Source organism: Cypionkella aquatica, assembly GCF_030161095.1.
GTDB classification, from domain to species: Bacteria; Pseudomonadota; Alphaproteobacteria; order Rhodobacterales; family Rhodobacteraceae; genus Cypionkella; species Cypionkella aquatica.
Window position 1 is genome coordinate 148,630 of the sequence record NZ_BSPP01000007.1, and the last position, 16,828, is coordinate 165,457.

At 60.3% G+C, this 16,828-nt stretch carries 16 protein-coding genes; 8 read left to right on the forward strand and 8 right to left on the reverse strand.

The window, feature by feature from the left end; all coding sequences use genetic code 11:
* Window positions 1-72 precede the first annotated feature (72 nt).
* Together QQJ98_RS09320 and scpA are read left to right on the forward strand one after the other, a co-directional pair.
* Complete coding sequence (locus QQJ98_RS09320; RefSeq protein WP_284325063.1) at window positions 73-2,076, forward strand: acetyl-CoA carboxylase biotin carboxylase subunit; 2,004 nt, start codon at window positions 73-75, stop codon at window positions 2,074-2,076.
* A 67-nt stretch (window positions 2,077-2,143) separates the two neighbouring features.
* The gene (gene scpA / locus QQJ98_RS09325; RefSeq protein ID WP_284325064.1) at window positions 2,144-4,309 is read left to right on the forward strand and encodes a methylmalonyl-CoA mutase; all 2,166 of its coding nucleotides are present in this window, start codon (window positions 2,144-2,146) and stop codon (window positions 4,307-4,309) included.
* Window positions 4,310-4,357: 48 nt separating this feature from the next.
* Here the strand turns inward: scpA and QQJ98_RS09330 are convergent, their stop codons facing one another.
* The 8 genes from QQJ98_RS09330 to QQJ98_RS09365 form a co-directional block, all read right to left on the reverse strand.
* Complete coding sequence (locus QQJ98_RS09330; RefSeq protein ID WP_284325065.1) at window positions 4,358-4,576, reverse strand: DUF4287 domain-containing protein; 219 nt, start codon at window positions 4,574-4,576, stop codon at window positions 4,358-4,360.
* A complete protein-coding gene (locus tag QQJ98_RS09335; RefSeq protein ID WP_284325066.1) occupies window positions 4,577-5,236 on the reverse strand; it encodes a ThuA domain-containing protein in 660 nt (219 codons plus the stop codon).
* Between the two features lie 87 nt (window positions 5,237-5,323).
* Window positions 5,324-6,313, reverse strand: coding sequence for a potassium channel beta subunit family protein (locus QQJ98_RS09340; protein WP_284325067.1), 990 nt, complete (start codon window positions 6,311-6,313; stop codon window positions 5,324-5,326).
* 66 nt (window positions 6,314-6,379) lie between these two features.
* Complete coding sequence (locus tag QQJ98_RS09345) at window positions 6,380-6,964, reverse strand: DUF998 domain-containing protein (protein WP_284325068.1); 585 nt, start codon at window positions 6,962-6,964, stop codon at window positions 6,380-6,382.
* Complete coding sequence (gene proS, locus QQJ98_RS09350; RefSeq protein ID WP_284325069.1) at window positions 6,964-8,301, reverse strand: proline--tRNA ligase; 1,338 nt, start codon at window positions 8,299-8,301, stop codon at window positions 6,964-6,966. The genes QQJ98_RS09345 and proS overlap by 1 nt, the downstream gene beginning before the upstream one ends.
* A 172-nt stretch (window positions 8,302-8,473) precedes the next feature.
* Complete coding sequence (locus tag QQJ98_RS09355; RefSeq protein ID WP_284325070.1) at window positions 8,474-8,995, reverse strand: helix-turn-helix transcriptional regulator; 522 nt, start codon at window positions 8,993-8,995, stop codon at window positions 8,474-8,476.
* A gap of 6 nt (window positions 8,996-9,001) precedes the next feature.
* On the reverse strand, window positions 9,002-9,643 hold the full coding sequence (locus tag QQJ98_RS09360; RefSeq protein ID WP_284325071.1) for a cytochrome b/b6 domain-containing protein: 642 nt from the start codon (window positions 9,641-9,643) through the stop codon (window positions 9,002-9,004).
* On the reverse strand, window positions 9,643-9,909 hold the full coding sequence (locus tag QQJ98_RS09365) for a PepSY domain-containing protein (RefSeq protein ID WP_284325072.1): 267 nt from the start codon (window positions 9,907-9,909) through the stop codon (window positions 9,643-9,645). The genes QQJ98_RS09360 and QQJ98_RS09365 overlap by 1 nt, the downstream gene beginning before the upstream one ends.
* 281 nt (window positions 9,910-10,190) lie before the next feature.
* Between QQJ98_RS09365 and QQJ98_RS09370 the strand changes: the two genes are divergently transcribed.
* The 6 genes from QQJ98_RS09370 to QQJ98_RS09395 are packed head-to-tail and all read left to right on the forward strand — an operon-like array spanning window position 10,191 to window position 16,810.
* A complete protein-coding gene (locus tag QQJ98_RS09370) occupies window positions 10,191-11,276 on the forward strand; it encodes an AI-2E family transporter (protein ID WP_284325073.1) in 1,086 nt (361 codons plus the stop codon).
* On the forward strand, window positions 11,273-11,944 hold the full coding sequence (locus QQJ98_RS09375) for a P-loop NTPase family protein (RefSeq protein WP_284325074.1): 672 nt from the start codon (window positions 11,273-11,275) through the stop codon (window positions 11,942-11,944). The genes QQJ98_RS09370 and QQJ98_RS09375 overlap by 4 nt, the downstream gene beginning before the upstream one ends.
* Before the next feature lie 45 nt (window positions 11,945-11,989).
* Window positions 11,990-14,152, forward strand: a complete 2,163-nt coding sequence (locus QQJ98_RS09380) for an RNA degradosome polyphosphate kinase (RefSeq protein ID WP_284325075.1) — start codon at window positions 11,990-11,992, stop codon at window positions 14,150-14,152.
* A 39-nt stretch (window positions 14,153-14,191) separates the two neighbouring features.
* On the forward strand, window positions 14,192-15,739 hold the full coding sequence (locus QQJ98_RS09385; RefSeq protein ID WP_284325076.1) for a Ppx/GppA family phosphatase: 1,548 nt from the start codon (window positions 14,192-14,194) through the stop codon (window positions 15,737-15,739).
* Complete coding sequence (locus QQJ98_RS09390; RefSeq protein ID WP_284325574.1) at window positions 15,726-16,340, forward strand: VOC family protein; 615 nt, start codon at window positions 15,726-15,728, stop codon at window positions 16,338-16,340. Before QQJ98_RS09385 ends, QQJ98_RS09390 begins: the two co-directional genes overlap by 14 nt.
* Window positions 16,337-16,810 (forward strand): GNAT family N-acetyltransferase, encoded by a 474-nt coding sequence (locus QQJ98_RS09395; RefSeq protein WP_284325077.1) that lies wholly within the window; start codon window positions 16,337-16,339, stop codon window positions 16,808-16,810. Before QQJ98_RS09390 ends, QQJ98_RS09395 begins: the two co-directional genes overlap by 4 nt.
* Window positions 16,811-16,828 lie beyond the last annotated feature (18 nt).

Below are 16,828 nucleotides of genomic sequence, written 5' to 3' on the forward strand. Positions count from 1 at the left end.
GCACTCCCCGGCTGGCCGTTTTGCATTGCTGCCCCGGTTTTTGGCCAGACCTGGGCGGGGAGGGAGAGAGCTATGTTCAAGAAAATCCTGATCGCCAATCGTGGCGAAATCGCCTGCCGGGTGATCAAGACCGCGCGAAAAATGGGCATCAAGACGGTGGCGGTCTATTCGGATGCCGACCGCGGTGCCCTGCATGTGAAAATGGCCGATGAGGCCATTCACATCGGCGCGTCCCCCGCCGCGCAATCTTATATCGTGATCGACAAGATCATGGCGGCAATCAAAGCCTCGGGCGCCGAGGCGGTGCATCCGGGCTATGGTTTCCTAAGTGAAAACATGAATTTCGCGGCGGCTTTGGAGGCTGCGGGCGTTGTTTTCATCGGCCCGCCCAGCCCGGCGATTGAAGCGATGGGCGACAAGATCACCTCAAAAAAGCTGGCGATGGCGGCCGGAGTCTCGACCGTGCCGGGCCATATGGGGCTGATTGATGATGCCGAACATGCGGTGAAAATCGCCCGCGTGATTGGTTATCCGGTGATGATCAAGGCTTCTGCGGGCGGTGGCGGCAAGGGTATGCGGATCGCTTGGGATGATGCCGAGGCGCGCGAAGGCTTCCAATCGTCCAAGAACGAAGCCGCCGCCAGCTTTGGTGATGACCGGATTTTCATTGAAAAATTCGTCACCCAGCCGCGTCACATCGAAATTCAGGTGCTGGCTGATAAACACGGCAACACCGTCTATCTGCACGAGCGTGAATGTTCGATCCAGCGCCGCAATCAAAAGGTGATCGAAGAGGCGCCGTCGCCGTTCCTTGATCCTGAAACCCGCAAAGCAATGGGCGAGCAAGCCTGCGCCTTGGCCCGCGCCGTTGGCTATACAAGTGCTGGCACGGTCGAATTCATCGTAGACGGCAGCCTCAATTTCTATTTCCTCGAAATGAACACCCGCCTGCAAGTCGAGCATCCCGTCACCGAACTGATCACTGGCGTCGATCTGGTCGAACAGATGATCCGGGTGGCTTACGGCGAAAAATTGCCCTTTGCCCAAGCTGATCTGAAGATCAACGGCTGGGCGATGGAAAGCCGGCTTTACGCCGAAGACCCTTATCGCAACTTTTTGCCCTCGATTGGTCGGCTGACCCGCTACCGCCCCCCCGTTGAAGGCGAAACGCCACGCGGCGGTGTTGTGCGCAATGATACCGGGGTGTTTGAGGGCGGCGAAATCAGCATGTTCTACGACCCGATGATTGCGAAACTCTGCACTTGGGGGCCGACGCGCGCTGATGCGATTGAGGAAATGCGCCTCGCCTTGGACACGTTCGAGGTCGAAGGCATCGGCCACAACCTGCCCTTCGTCAGCGCGGTGATGGAGCATCCGCGCTTTCAATCAGGCAATATCACCACGGCGTTCATTGCCGAAGAATACCCCGAAGGCTTCCAAGGGGCTAGCTTGGATGCCGATACTTTGGCCCGCGTTGCAGCCGCCGCTGCGGCCATGAACCGCGTCGCAGAAATTCGGCGCACCCGCATCAGCGGCACGATGGACAACCACAGCCGCCGTGTCGGTGATGATTGGGTTGTGTCGCTGCAAGGCATTGAATATGCTGTGACAATAGCGGCAGACCCCGCAGGGTCGACGGTGAGTTTCGCGGGTGGCCAAAGCCTGCGCGTCACCTCGGACTGGACGCCGGGGCAGACATTGGCGCGGCTGATCGTGGACGACGCGGCGCTGGTGATGAAGGTTGGCAAAATTTCGGGCGGCTTCCGGTTGCGCCTGCGCGGGGCGGATCTGAAATGTTTCGTGCGCAGCCCGCGGCAGGCGGAACTCGCCAAGCTAATGATCGAAAAGCTGCCGCCCGATACGTCGAAATTCCTGCTGTGCCCGATGCCGGGGCTGGTTGCCCGCATCATGGTCGCGGTCGGCGACGAGGTGCAGGAAGGCCAGGCGCTTGCCACGGTCGAGGCGATGAAGATGGAAAACATCCTGAAAGCCGAACGTCGCGGCGTGGTCAAAGCGGTCAAGGCCGTGGCGGGCAGCAGTCTGAAGGTTGATGAAGTGATCATGGAGTTTGAATGAACTGCACGGGTTCATCCACTCTGCACAAATATCCCACGGGGGTCCGGGGGTGTGAAACCCCCGGCGCTTGGCGCAAACCGGACACTTCTCGTTTGAGGAACACGCTATGACCGATCTGAATGCATGGAAATCGCTTGCCGCGAAAGAAATGAAGGGCGGCGATCCGGCCAGCCTGAACTGGCAAACGCTGGAGGGGATCACCGTCAAGCCGCTCTACACTGCCGCTGATACCGCCAACTTGCCGCAGATGGGCGAACTGCCCGGCTTTGCGCCGTTCACCCGTGGCGTCAAGGCCACGATGTATGCGGGTCGCCCGTGGACGATCCGGCAATATGCCGGGTTTTCCACCGCCGAGGCCAGCAACGCGTTTTACCGCAAAAACCTCGCCGCAGGGCAGCAAGGCGTGTCGGTCGCCTTCGATCTGGCCACCCATCGCGGCTATGATTCAGACCATCCCCGCGTGGAAGGCGATGTCGGCAAAGCCGGGGTGGCGATTGATAGTGTTGAGGATATGAAGATCCTGTTTGACGGTATCCCGCTGGATAAAGTCAGCGTTTCCATGACGATGAATGGTGCGGTCATCCCGATCCTTGCCAGTTTCATCGTCGCCGGGGAAGAACAGGGCGTCGATCGCGCAGACCTCTCTGGCACCATTCAGAATGATATTCTGAAGGAATTCATGGTGCGCAACACCTATGTCTATCCGCCGGAACCGTCGATGCGGATCATTGCGGATATCATCGAATACACCAGCGCGCAGATGCCGAAATTCAATTCGATCTCGATCTCCGGCTATCATATGCAGGAAGCCGGGGCCAATCTGGTGCAGGAACTGGCCTATACTTTGGCCGATGGCCGCGAATATGTGCGCGCGGCGATTGCGCGCGGGATGAATGTCGATGACTTCGCTGGGCGGCTGTCGTTCTTTTTTGCCATCGGGATGAATTTTTTCATGGAGGCCGCAAAGCTGCGCGCCGCTCGTCTGCTGTGGCACCGCATTATGTCGGAATTTCAGCCCAAAAAGCCGGGCTCGCTGATGCTGCGCACGCATTGCCAGACAAGCGGAGTGTCCTTGCAAGAGGCAGATCCCTATAACAACGTCATCCGCACGGCGTATGAGGCGATGTCGGCGGTGCTCGGCGGCACCCAAAGCCTGCACACCAACGCCTTGGACGAAGCCATGGCGCTGCCGACCGAGTTTTCCGCCCGCATCGCGCGCAATACGCAGCTGATCTTGCAGGAAGAAACCGGCATTACCCATGTCGTCGACCCTTTGGCGGGGTCGTATTACGTCGAAAGCCTGACCGCGCAGATGGCGGAACAGGCCTGGGCGCTGATCGAGGAAGTCGAAGCGATGGGCGGCATGACCAAAGCCGTTGCAAGCGGCATGCCCAAACTTCGGATCGAGGAATCAGCGGCCAAACGCCAAGCGGCGATTGATCGCGGCGCGGATGTCGTGGTCGGGGTGAACAAATACAAACTCGCGCAGCAAGACGCCATCGACATTCTGGATATTGATAACGTCGCGGTGCGCGAGGCGCAGATCGCACGGCTGCACAGCACGCGCGCCGCACGGGACGAGGCGGCTTGTCAGGCGGCGCTGGATGAATTGACCCGGATCGCGGGCCATGACGGCAATCTGCTCGCAGCGGCGGTCGTGGCGGCACGGGCACGGGCAACGGTCGGAGAGATCAGCATGGCGATGGAGAAAGTGTTTGGCCGCCACCGGGCCGAGGTCAAAACTCTCGCCGGGGTTTATGGTGCGGCCTACGAGGGCGACGAAGGTTTCGCCACCATTCAGGCCGATGTCGAGAAATTTGCCGAAGAAGAGGGCCGCCGCCCGCGGATGCTGGTGGTCAAGATGGGGCAAGATGGCCATGATCGCGGTGCCAAAGTGATCGCCACCGCCTTTGCCGATATTGGTTTTGATGTCGATGTGGGCCCCCTGTTCCAGACGCCCGCCGAGGCAGCACAGGATGCCATCGACAATGATGTGCATGTGGTGGGGATTTCGTCACAAGCGGCAGGGCACAAGACCTTGGCACCGAAACTCGTGCAAGCCTTGCGCGATGCGGGCGCGGGTGAGATTTTGGTGATCTGTGGCGGCGTTATTCCGCAGCAGGATTACCAGTTTCTCTATGATGCCGGGGTGAAAGCGATCTTCGGGCCGGGGACCAACATTCCAACGGCAGCAAAGGATATTCTCGATCTGATCCGCAAGGCACGCGCTTAGGGCCAAGTCCCGCCGCCCCAAGCGTGATCCGGTGCGGCAGGCCTTGGGTTATGCGGATTTGCCCTTCAAAAGCGCAACGATCGCCATGGCGTGGCCGTGGCCAAGGCCGAAATCCGCTTTCAGCCAATCTGTGATCTGGGTGGCTTTGACACCCGGCGCGAGTCCATCCGCTGTGGCAAAGCCCTTTGCCAGCGCCAGCGCTTTGAAATCTGTGGGCGTTTTGCCGGTTTTGGCTTGGATATTGTCCAAATAGGCTTGGAAAGACATTCAGCCCTCCTGTTTGGCGGCCCAAGTCATTCCGCGCCGCAGCAACTCCAGCGGAGCGCCGTGGTCGATCACATCGGCATGATGGCCCAAGGCGTTGTAATAAACCCGGCCCTGTCCCCACATCTTGGAAAACACAACCGGCATCGCAACTGGCCCGTTCGCGCTGTGCGGGCCTTCCGCCACCGGGAAATCGCAAACCGCATGCACGCGCACGGCTGGGTCGGTATGCAGGTAATATTGTTCAGTTTTCACGTCGAAATCGCTGATCCCGGCCACCAGTGGATCATCCGAAACCATCCGCACCCGATATTCCACGCCATCATTGCCCGGATGCGCCACCCATTGCGCCCCGGTCATGAACTGCCACAGCACATCGGCTCGAAAGGCGTCGCACATCCCGCCATGACAGCCCGCAAGTCCCACACCGGCGGCCACCGCCGCCGCGACATTCTCAGATTGGGTCTGGCTGATGCTGCTCATCGTCCAGACCGGCACGATCAGCGCCAGATCGGCCAGTCGCGCCGGATCATCGAAACAGGCAAGAGTGTCGAAAACCTCAACCTGCATCCCCAGCGCGCTCAGCTCACGCGCGAACAGCGCCGCGACCTTATCCGGCTGATGCCCGTCCCAGCCGCCCCAAGTGATCAATGCTTTGGTCATGGTCATCCTCTGTGCGCAAATATCCCGGGTCGTTCAGGGAGGCTGGCCCCCCGCGCAACCTCACCCAAGAGCACTGTATTGGTCAACTTAGAACCGTTGTGGCGCGGCCGGTTTGTTTGCCATGATCGTCTCTATCTCGGCGATCACCTCGGGCGTCAGCTTGGCCTTGGATTGCAAGGCGGCAAGATTATCGCTCAGTTGGCTGGCACGCGACGCGCCCAGAATAACCGTCGAGACGCGCGGATTGGTCAGGCACCACAGCAGCGCCAGATGCGCCAACGGCAGCCCAGCCCGATCAGCCAGATCACCCAAAGCCTTGGCTTTGCTTAACTTTTCTTGGCCCGCGTCTGATGCCAACATATCACGCAGCCATTCATAGCCGGGCAGGTTCATCCGGCTGTCGTTCGGAATCGCCGCATTATATTTGCCGGTCAGAATACCCGAGGCCAGCGGCGACCAGATCGTGGTGCCAAGACCCAGCGTGTCATACAGTGGCGCATAATCCGCCTCGACCTTCTGACGCTCAAACAGATTATACTGCGGCTGCTCCATCACCGGGGGCGTGAGGCCAGCGGCGCGGGCGACCATATGCGCCTCGGTGATCTGCTGCGCCGACCATTCCGAAGTACCCCAATACAGCACCTTACCCTGCACAATCAGATTGTGCATCGCCCGCACGGTTTCCTCGATCGGCGTGTCGATATCGGGGCGGTGGCAGAAATAGAGATCAAGGTAATCGACCTGCAACCGCCGCAGCGCCGCATGGGCGGCTTCGATCACATGCTTGGCCGACAGCCCGCGCTGGGTGGGTTTTTCACCCCCCCAGAACACTTTCGATGACACGATATAGCTATCACGGCTCCAGCCAAGACTGTGCAGGGCCTGCCCCATCACCAGCTCGGAATTGCCGGCCTCATAGCCTTCGGCGTTGTCAAAAAAGTTCACCCCGGCATCATAGGCCAAGGTCATCATGGATTTGGCGTCATTGCCATCGACCTGTTTGCCGAAAGTCACCCAAGAGCCAAAGGAAAACTCGGAAACCTTCAGGCCGGATTTGCCCAAGCGACGATAATCCATCATGCGATCCTTTCGGGGGAAGAGGGCGCTGCGCCGCAGTCGCCTTTGGCGTAAAGGTAGTGCGCGCTACAGCGGCGGCAAGGTCAGTGATGCGGTCAGAAACCAAAGCGCGGTGGCATAAAGGAACAACCGCTCGGCTATGCCAAAAAAGCGCCGCAGCGGCGCCGAGATCGTCAGGGTGACGGCGATAAAACCAAGGCTGATCAGATGTTTCAGGCCGGACAGCAGCGATGCGGGAAAATCGGCCACGCTTGCGGCCAGCAGCGGCGTGGCTTCAGCGACCGCCATGAAGGCGCAGGTGAAGGCCAGCAGCGTTGCGGCATGGTGGATCTGGCCTGTCTGGGTGCGCACCGCACCGCGCGGATCATTGGGAAACAGCCCCAGACCCAAACGGCCCAGGGCAACCAACATCAGGTAAAATGGAACACTGGCGGGATAGCTGGGCGATTGCGCTTGCCAGAATTGCCACGCCAACAAAGGTGCCGCCAGCGCGCCCGCGATGACATAGGCTTTGAACAGCCCTGCGGTTTTCTTGCCCACGCCATAATCACTTATGGCATGGGCGAATTGTGGTGCGTCCCGGTTCAGCACTTGAAACGAGATCAGCATAAGAATGTCGCAGCTGAACAGGGCGGCGGCGACAATTTCCATCAGATGCCTGCGTAAATCTCGGCGATACGGGCGACGGCGGCTTCGGGGGCCATTTCCTCGGAAACTCCGGTGCGGCGGCTGGTCAGCTCGACCACGCCATTCGCCAATCCGCGGGGGCCGACCGTGATGCGCCAAGGCAGACCGATCAGATCCATCGTGGCGAATTTCGCGCCTGCACGTTCCTCGCGGTCATCATAGAGCGCTTCCAGACTCTTGGCTTTCAGGGCTTTATACAGCCCCTCGCAAGCCGCATCGGCGGCGGCATCGCCTTGTTTGAGGTTGACGATGCCGACCGGGAACGGGGTGACGCCTTCGGGCCAGATGATGCCTTTGTCGTCGTGGCTGGCCTCGATGATCGCGCCCAGCAGACGGCTGACGCCGATGCCGTGGCTGCCCATTTCGACCGGAACTTTGCTGCCGTCAGCGGTGACGACGGTGGCGCCCATGCTTTCCGAATACTTGGTGCCGAAGTAGAAAATCTGTCCCACTTCGATGCCGCGCGCGACTTTGCGGCGCTCTTCCGGGATCGCGTCGAACAAGGCCTGATCGTGGGTCTCGTCAGTGCGGGCGTAAAGCGTGGTGAATTCTTTGCAGACAGCGGCGACGTCTTCGCGGTTGTCGTAATCGACCTCGCGGCTGCCAAGGCGCAGGTCGGTTACGGCGCTGTCGAAGAACACTTCCGACTCGCCTGTCGCCGCCAGCACGAGGAATTCATGGGTATCCTCGCCGCCAATCGGGCCGCTATCGGCGCGCATCGGAATTGCGGTCAGGCCCATGCGTTCATAGGTGCGCAGGTAGCTGACCATATGACGGTTGTAGGCATGCAGGGCGGCGGCCTTGTCGACGTCAAAGTTGTAGCCGTCTTTCATCAGGAACTCGCGGCCGCGCATCACGCCGAAACGGGGGCGCATCTCGTCGCGGAATTTCCACTGGATGTGATACAGCGTCAGCGGCAGGTCTTTATAGCTGCCGACATGGGCGCGGAAGATGTCGGTGATCATCTCTTCATTCGTGGGGCCATACAGCATCTCACGATCCTGACGATCCTTGATGCGCAGCATTTCCTGGCCGTAGTCATCATAGCGGCCACTTTCGCGCCACAGGTCGGCGGGTTGCAGCGTGGGCATCAGCAACGGGATGTGGCCCGCGCGGACCTGTTCTTCATGCACGATCTGTTGGATGCGGTTCAGCACCCGCAGGCCCAAGGGCAGCCACGAATAGATCCCCGCCGCCTGCTGTTTGATCATGCCTGCGCGCAGCATGTAGCGGTGCGAGACGATCTGCGCCTCGGCGGGGTTTTCCTTGAGAACAGGCATAAAGTAACGGGAAACGCGCATCGCGGCCTCTTGGATTGGGGTTTGGGCTTTCCTAGCGGGTTGAGATTGGTCAAGCAAGCGCAGGCTTTCGGCGCAGGGCAGTGTCCACGCGTGGACAAGACCTGCGCGCATGCAAAATCAACGGCTTAACCGGGGGGGATTCACCTCTTGTTAAGAATTGCCCGCACATCATTCATAGGCTTTGATCCCCCGGCAAGCCTTCGGCCAGCAAATCCTCGACGAAATGCGCGGCGAATTGGGCGCGGCCACTGATCCCGGCCTTGGCGTAGATTGCCGATAACTGCGCGCGCACCGTGCCCGGAGCGGCTTGGCGGGCTTGGGCGATCTCGGCGACATCAAGGCCCTTCAGCGCCAGATAGGCCACGTCCCGCTCGGCGCGGCTCAGCGCCCAAGCGTCGAATTGGCGCTGGATCACGCTGTGCATTTCGCCGCTGGCCTTGGCGATGGTGGCATCTTGGTCCTGTTGATGGTCAAGCGCGCGGCGCAATTCCATCGCGCCCAAAATCACCCCCAGGATCAGCGCCAGAGTCACCAGAGTTTGCATCCACAACTGCGCGCCGGGGCCATCTTCGGACCATTCATTCAAAATATTGGCGACAAAGAACACTGCAGCCGAAGCTTGCAGCAGCAATACCAACGCAAGGACAGCGGGGCGGCCACCCTTGCTTTGCTTCAATCCGGTCAGAAACTTCATCGACGGCTATTTTCCCAGCTTGGCTGCTTTGACCTTCCTGCGGCCCAGCAGCATCGGTGCGAGCAGATTATGCCGCATCGCAACACTTTCCACGATCACGCCGCCGACATGCAGGGCCACCAGCAACCAGATCAGATTGGCAGTGATTTCATGCACATCTTTCACCCAACCGTCGCCTTCATCCTCACCCGCTGCTTCGGTTTGCGCAAGCTGCGACCAGTCGCCACCATCCACAATCGCCTGCCGCTGGGCCACTGAAAACGGGTTTGCGCCCGACATGGTCAGCCCAGTGGACACCATCACCGCGATGCAGGCCCACAAAGCATAGGCCATCATCGCCCCGGCAGGATTGTGCGAGCGATAGCTGGCAGGCTTGCCGATCATCAGCTGTTTCATATGGCGCCGAGCGGCCAAAGCATTGGGCGGAAACGCAGAAAACCGTGCCTCTTGGGTGCCGATCACGCCCCAAAGCATGCGGATCGCCAGCAAAACCAAGCCGCCCCAGCCGAACCAGACATGCGTGGGGCTGCCGCCTCTGGTGAAAATCTCATTGGCAAGGATGACAATGACGATGCCCCAATGGCTGATGCGCACGATGCGATCCCACAGGGCAGGGGGGCGCGCGGCCCCCGTGTCCGTTTGTGCCATCAATCGTTGCTTTCCTTGATCGACAGAACCGCGCCCGACGCCGGGTCGATCATGACATCCATCTTCTTCATGCTTGCAGCATCGGTGCAGACGGCTTCGATCTTGCCATCTTCGGCCTCGAACATCTCGACCGGGCATCCGGCGGTTTTCAGTGCGGCTTTGGCGGCATCGGCGTTCGAGCCGACAATATCACCAACCGCAGGCATAGCCGAGGCGGCAAACGGCGTGGCAAGCAAAGCAAGCGTCAAAAGCAAAGTGCGGGTCATGTCAGTTTCCTTCGATAGGGGGCCTTGGGATCAAAGCCTTGATTTGCGGGTTCAGCCCACTGCCGCGCCTCTGGCCGTGGTGGGCTTGCTGCGAAATGGCAGGCTTTTGCGCAGCCATCTATTGATCTGCGGCTTAGTTTTGCGGGCATAAGCGGCTGCTTATGGTGATTTTCAGGGCTCTGGCGCAGGCCCGCACCGCTAAACTTTGCCGGACCACGCCGCCCCCTTGCAACCAAGCCCCCCAAAGGCGATATGTCTGGGGCAGAAAAAGGGGCGTAGTCATGGCATTGCCGGTGCGTGAGCAGGTGAAATATTGGTGTATCGCCTTGGCGGTGCTGTTCCTGCTGCTGATGCTTTTGGGCTCGGTGATCTTGCCGTTTCTGGTCGGCGGCGCGATGGCGTATTTCCTTGATCCGGTGGCAGACCGGCTGCAACGTCTGGGCCTAAGCCGGGTGGCGGCGACCACGGTGATCACGCTGATCGGCCTGCTTTTGATGGTGCTGATCGTGCTGTCGGTGATTCCAACGCTGATTTCGCAGACCTCTGCCCTGATCAATGCAGCGCCCGAGATTGCCAAGCGTCTGCAAGGGTTTATGATCGAGAAATTCCCCGAGCTGACCGACAGCACCTCGACCATCCGCACCACTTTGGCCGAAATCGGCGCGGCCATTCAGGCCAAGGGCGCAACTTTGGCGCAGGGTGTGCTGACCTCGGCGCTCAGCCTGTTGTCTGCGGTGGTGTTCATCGTTGTGGTGCCGGTGGTGACGTTTTACATGCTGTTGGATTGGGATCACATGGTGGCGCGGATTGATGCGATGCTGCCGCGCGATCATGCCCCGGTGGTGCGGCGTCTGGCGGGCGAGATCAATGATGCGCTGTCGGCGTTTGTGCGCGGCCAGCTGACGGTTTGTGTGGCGTTGGGCACCTTTTACGCCACAACGCTGATGCTGGTCGGCTTGCAATTCGGGCTTGTGGTGGGGGCGATTGCCGGGGCGATCACCTTCATTCCCTACATTGGCGCGCTGGTCGGCGGGGCCTTGGCAATTGGTCTGGCCTTGTTCCAGTTCTGGGGCGATTGGGTGTCGATCGGGCTGGTGGCCGGGATATTTGCCATCGGTCAGTTCCTTGAAGGCAACGTGCTGACGCCGAAACTGGTCGGCAAATCGGTCGGCTTGCACCCGGTCTGGCTGATGTTCGCGCTGTCTGTGTTCGGCTCGTTGTTCGGCTTTGTCGGCATGCTGGTCGCGGTTCCGGTTGCCGCCGCGATGGGGGTGCTGATCCGCTTTGCCATCGCGCAATATCAGGCCAGCACCTTGTATCAAGGCGTCAGCGGTCAAGACTCTGCCCCCCCCGAGGACGTTCGGTGAGCCTGCAACTTGCCTTCGACCTGCCCAGCCGCGAGGCCTTCCGGCGTGCCGATTTCTTCGTCTCGGCTGCCAATGCACAGGCTTTGGCGCAGATTGAGGGCTGGCGCGATTGGCCGGATGGCAAGCTGCTGCTGATCGGCCCCGAAGGGTCGGGCAAGACCCATCTGACGCATATCTGGTCCGATCTTGCCGGGGCCGAGGTGATTTCGGCGGCGAAACTGGTCGACACCGACCTGCATGATCTGGCGCAAAACCCGGTTGCGGTCGAAAACGCCGACCGCATTGCAGGCGACCCCGAGGCCGAGACCGCGCTGTTTCATCTGCACAATCTGCTGGCCGGGCGCGGGCTCTTGATCACGGCCGCGAGCCCTGCGCGCGATTGGCGCTTGCGGCTTGCCGATCTGCTCAGCCGGATGCAGGCGGCTTCGGTGGCGCAGCTGAACGCGCCCGATGACATGCTGCTGTCGGCAGTGCTTCTTAAGCTGTTCGCGGATCGTCAGATCGTGGTTGCGCCCAATCTGATCCCCTATCTGGTGTCGCGGATGGATCGCTCGATTGCGGCTGCGTGCGAATGGGTCAAGTTTCTCGACACAAGGGCGCTGGCTTTGGGCCGCCCGATCACCCGCGCTTTGGCCGCCGAGGTGCTGGACTTGGCCGGGGTGAGGTGAAACAATGTCACCGTGCTGTTACGCCAAAAGTTGCATGAAGGCCCGATGACCCAATCCGACTTTCTCAAATCGCCGTTTCCCGCACCGATTGAGGTGCCCGAGGCTGAAATCACCGGTCCGCGTCGGTTTTTTAACCGTGAACTCAGTTGGTTGGCCTTCAACTGGCGGGTGCTGGACGAGGCTTCAAACCCCGCCGTGCCGCTGCTGGAACGCCTGCGGTTCTTGTCGATTTCGGCCACCAATCTCGATGAGTTTTACACCGTTCGCGTCGCTGGCTTGCGCGCATTGGTGCGGGCCAAAAACGCGACGTTATCCGAAGATGGCCGCTCGGCTGCCGAGCAATTGGTGCTGATCCACGCCAATGCCCGCCGCTTGATGCATACCCAGCAAGCGGTGTTCAACAAGCTGAAAAAGCAGATGGAGGTGCAGGGCATCACGCTGCTGACGCGCTCCAAGCTGACGATGCGCGATCTGAAGTTTCTGGAAGATCATTTTCTGAACAAGGTGTTCCCGGTTTTGTCGCCCTTGGCGATTGATCCCGCGCATCCGTTTCCCTTCATCCCAAACGCCGGATTCTCGCTGGCTTTGCAGCTGGAACGCGAAAGCGATCAACGCAGCCTGCAGGCGCTCTTGCCGATCCCGCAGCAAATCGCCCGCTTTGTGCGGCTGCCCGACAAGGATGGCGAATACCGTTTCCTGCCGCTGGAAGAGCTGCTGCTGATCCATCTGGATATGCTGTTTCCCGGCTATAAGGACCGTGGCCATTGCCTGTTCCGGGTGCTGCGCGACAGCGATCTGGAGGTCGAGGACGAGGCCGAAGATCTGGTGCGCGAGTTTGAAACCGCGCTGAAACGCCGTCGCCGCGGCGAGGTGATCCGGCTGAAGCTGTCCTCGGGGGCACCGCCCGAATTGCGCGCGCTGATCATGGAAGAACTGGGTGTCACGCCCGATGAAATGGTCGAAGTGCGCGGGCTTTTGGGCGTCGCCGATCTGAAGGAACTGGTGCTGTCGCAGCGCCCCGATCTGCTGTGGCCGCCATTCAGCCCGCGGGTGCCAGAGCGGGTGCAGGACCACGATGGTGATCTGTTTTCGGCGATCAAGCAGAAGGATATTCTGCTGCATCATCCCTATGAAACCTTTGATCTGGTTATCAATTATCTGGAACAAGCCGCGCGCGACCCGAATGTGCTGGCGATCAAGCAGACGCTGTATCGCACCTCTTGGGACAGCCCGATTGTCGCGGCTTTGTGCGAAGCCGCCGAGGCCGGCAAGTCGGTCACAGCGCTGGTCGAGCTGAAAGCCCGCTTTGACGAAGCTGCCAATATCCGCCAATCCCGCCGGTTGGAACGTGCAGGGGCGCATGTGGTTTATGGTTTCATGAACTATAAAACCCACGCCAAAATCAGCACCGTGGTGCGCCGCGAGGGCGAAAATCTGGTGACTTACACCCATTACGGCACTGGAAATTATCACCCGATCACCGCCAAAGTGTATACCGACCTTAGCTTTTTCACCTGCGATGCGGCCTTGGGGCGCGATGCCACGCGGGTCTTTAACTATCTGTCGGGCTATGTAGAACCGCAAGGCCTTGAAAACCTTGCAATCTCTCCGTTCACGCTGAAATCGCGCCTGCTTGAGATGATCGCCGCCGAGGCCATGCACGCCCGCGCTGGTCGCCCTGCTGAAATCTGGGGCAAGGTCAATTCGCTGATTGATCCCGATGTGATCGACGCGTTTTATGCCGCCTCGGCGGCTGGGGTGCAGATCAATCTGGTCGTGCGCGGCATTTGCGGCGTGCGCCCCGGAATCAAGGGCTTGTCTGAGAATATTCGGGTGAAATCCATCGTCGGACGCTTTTTGGAACACAGCCGGATCATCTGCTTTGGCAATGGCCATGGTCTGCCATCGAAACAGGCGCGGGTGTTCATTTCCTCGGCGGATTGGATGGGCCGCAACCTGACGCGGCGGGTCGAAACGCTGGTTGAAATCCACAATCCGACCGTGCAGGCCCAGATTGTCGGGCAGATCATGGCAGCAAATCTGGCTGATGAGACCCAATCCTGGGTGCTGCAACCCGGCGGCACCTACAAGCGCGAGCAGACGCCTATGGACGGGCAGGCGTTCAACTGTCATCGGTTCTTTATGGAGAATCCCTCGCTTTCCGGTCGTGGCACGGCTGGGGCGAAGGATGTGCGAAAGCCTGCCTAAGCAGCGGTTATTGCTGCAAAATACCGGAACGGAATACCAATGACCGAAGATCATGATGACGACCACGGCCCGTTTGGCCGCCCTTTGTTTGACGATCCGTCAGCGCGCGCGCTTAGCCGCGTCGGCGTGGTTGATGTCGGCTCGAACTCGGTTCGGATGGTGGTGTTTGATGGTGCCGCCCGTGCGCCCGCGTATTTCTACAACGAAAAACTGATGTGCGGTCTGGGCAAGGGGCTTGCCGAAACCGGACGGCTGAACCCGGAAGGCCGCCGCCGCGCTTTGGTGGCGTTGAAAAGATTCTCGTTACTGGCCAAGGGCATGGGCATTGATACCCTGACCGTTGTTGGCACCGCAGCCGCGCGCGAGGCCGCCGATGGCCCGGCATTTCAGGCCGAGGTGCTGGAGCAGACGGGCCTGAAAATCTGGGTGGTCGATGGCGACGAAGAGGCGCGTCTGTCGGCGCAAGGCGTGCTGGTCGGCTGGCCGGATGCCAAGGGCATCGTCTGCGACATCGGCGGCAACTCGATGGAACTGGCGCGGATCGGCAACGGCACCGTGGGCCAGCGCGTCTCGACGCCTCTGGGGCCGTTTCGTTTGCAGCAGGTCGCCGACACCCCGAAAAAGCGCGCCGCCCATATTGATCGCATCCTGAAGGACTGTCAGGCCCAGCTTGGCTCGGAAGGCGAACGCATCTATCTGGTGGGCGGTTCATGGCGGGTGATCGCGCGGCTGGATATGGAACGGCGCAATTATCCGCTGACGGTTTTGCACGAATATCGTATGCAGCCCAAGGACTTGCTGGAAACACTCGATTGGATCGCCGCCAGTGATCTGGCCGCGTTGCGCAGCAAGACCGGCACGTCGAGCGAGCGGATGGAACTGGTGCCGCTGGCTTGCGAAGTGCTGCGCGAGTTGATCAAGATGCTGAAACCCTCCGAAATCGACATCTCGGCCTTCGGCATCCGCGAGGGGCTTTTGTATGAACAGATGCCGGAAAAGTTGCGCGCGCGTGACCCGCTGATCGAAGCGGCGCGGATGGCCGAGAAAATCTCGTCGCGCATCCCCGGCTTTGGCAAAAAGCTGTATGAATTCCTGCTGCCGCTGTTCCCCGAGGCCAGTGCAGAGCGTTTGCGTCTGATCAAGGCGGCCTGTCTTTTGCACGACACCACTTGGCGCGCGCACCCCGATTACCGCGCCGAGGCCTGTTTTGACAATGCGACGCGGGCGAATTTGGGCGGGTTGGATCATCCGGGCCGGGTGTTTTTGGGGCTGGCGCTGCTGCACCGCTATAAAAACAGCCGCGCCGGGTCGCGGATGGAGCCGCTGTTTCGGCTGCTGAATGAAGAAGAGCTGCTTGATGCCGAGATTCTGGGCAAGGCGATGCGGTTCGGGGCGACATTCTCGGTTGGCGATCCGCAGCGGGCAGGGCGTCTGGTCTGGCAACCGAAGAAAAGGCAGCTGGATCTAGAGCTTACCGAAGAAGGCCGGGGTCTTTATGGCGAGGTCGTCGAGGCGCGCTTTGCCGCTTTGGCGCAGGTTCTGAAGGCGCAAACCAGTCTGGGAGTGATGGATGATGCTGCGGTTTGACCATATCGCGATCTCTGCCGTGGATCTTGCCGAGGGCGTTGCGGCGGTCGAGGAGGCCTTGGGCGTGGCGCTGGCGGGTGGCGGTCAGCATCCGCATATGGCGACGCATAATCGGCTTTTGGGCTTGGGGGATCTCTATCTTGAAGTCATCGCGGCAGACCCTGATCAAACCGCACCCAATTGGCCGCGATGGTTCGATTTAGACAATTTTCAGGGCCGCCCGAGGCTAACAAACTGGGTTGCATGTTGCGATAGTATAAGTGCAGCAGTCGCTGCCAGCCCGGCTGGGACGGGGATTCCGGTGGCTTTGCAGCGCGGCGACTACCGCTGGCAGATGGCCGTGCCCGCCGATGGAAAGCTGCCATTTGACGGCTTCTTTCCCGCACTGATCGAATGGGCGGGCAGCCTGCATCCTGCCAAGGCGCTGCCCGAAAGCCATGTGCGGTTGCACCAGCTAGAACTTGCGCATCCTGACGCGGACGAACTGATTGCTGCACTTGCGCCCTTGTTCCGCGATCCGCGCGTGGTGATCCTGCCCGGCCCCGAAAAGGCGATGCGCGCGACCTTTACCACGCCGCAGGGCTTGCGCGTGTTGGAATGATCCGGCCCGCACGCCCCGAAGATGCCCGTGATTTGGCGGCTTTGTGGAACCCGTGGATCCGCGATACCGCGATCACTTTCGCCGCTGCTGAAAAGTCACAGGCAGATGTTGCAGCCCTGATCGCGGCGCGCGATTGCTTTCTGGTTTACATCAATAATGGCCTGCAAGGCTTTGCGACATATAGCCAATTTCGCAACGGGAATGGCTATGCGACCTGCATGGAACACACGATCATCCTGTCACCCACAGCGCGCGGCTTGGGCGCGGGTCGGGCGCTGATGGGGGCGGTCGAGGCGCATGCCAAAGCGGCTGGCGCGCATCAGATGATTGGGGCAATTTCCGCCGAAAACCCTGCGGGCCACGCCTTTCACGCCGCCGTGGGCTATCACGAAATCGCTATCATCCGCGATGCGGGCTTTAAATTTGGCCGGTTTATCGATCTTGTGCTGATGCAGAAATTCCTGTCCTGACAGGCCGCCCTGAAACCG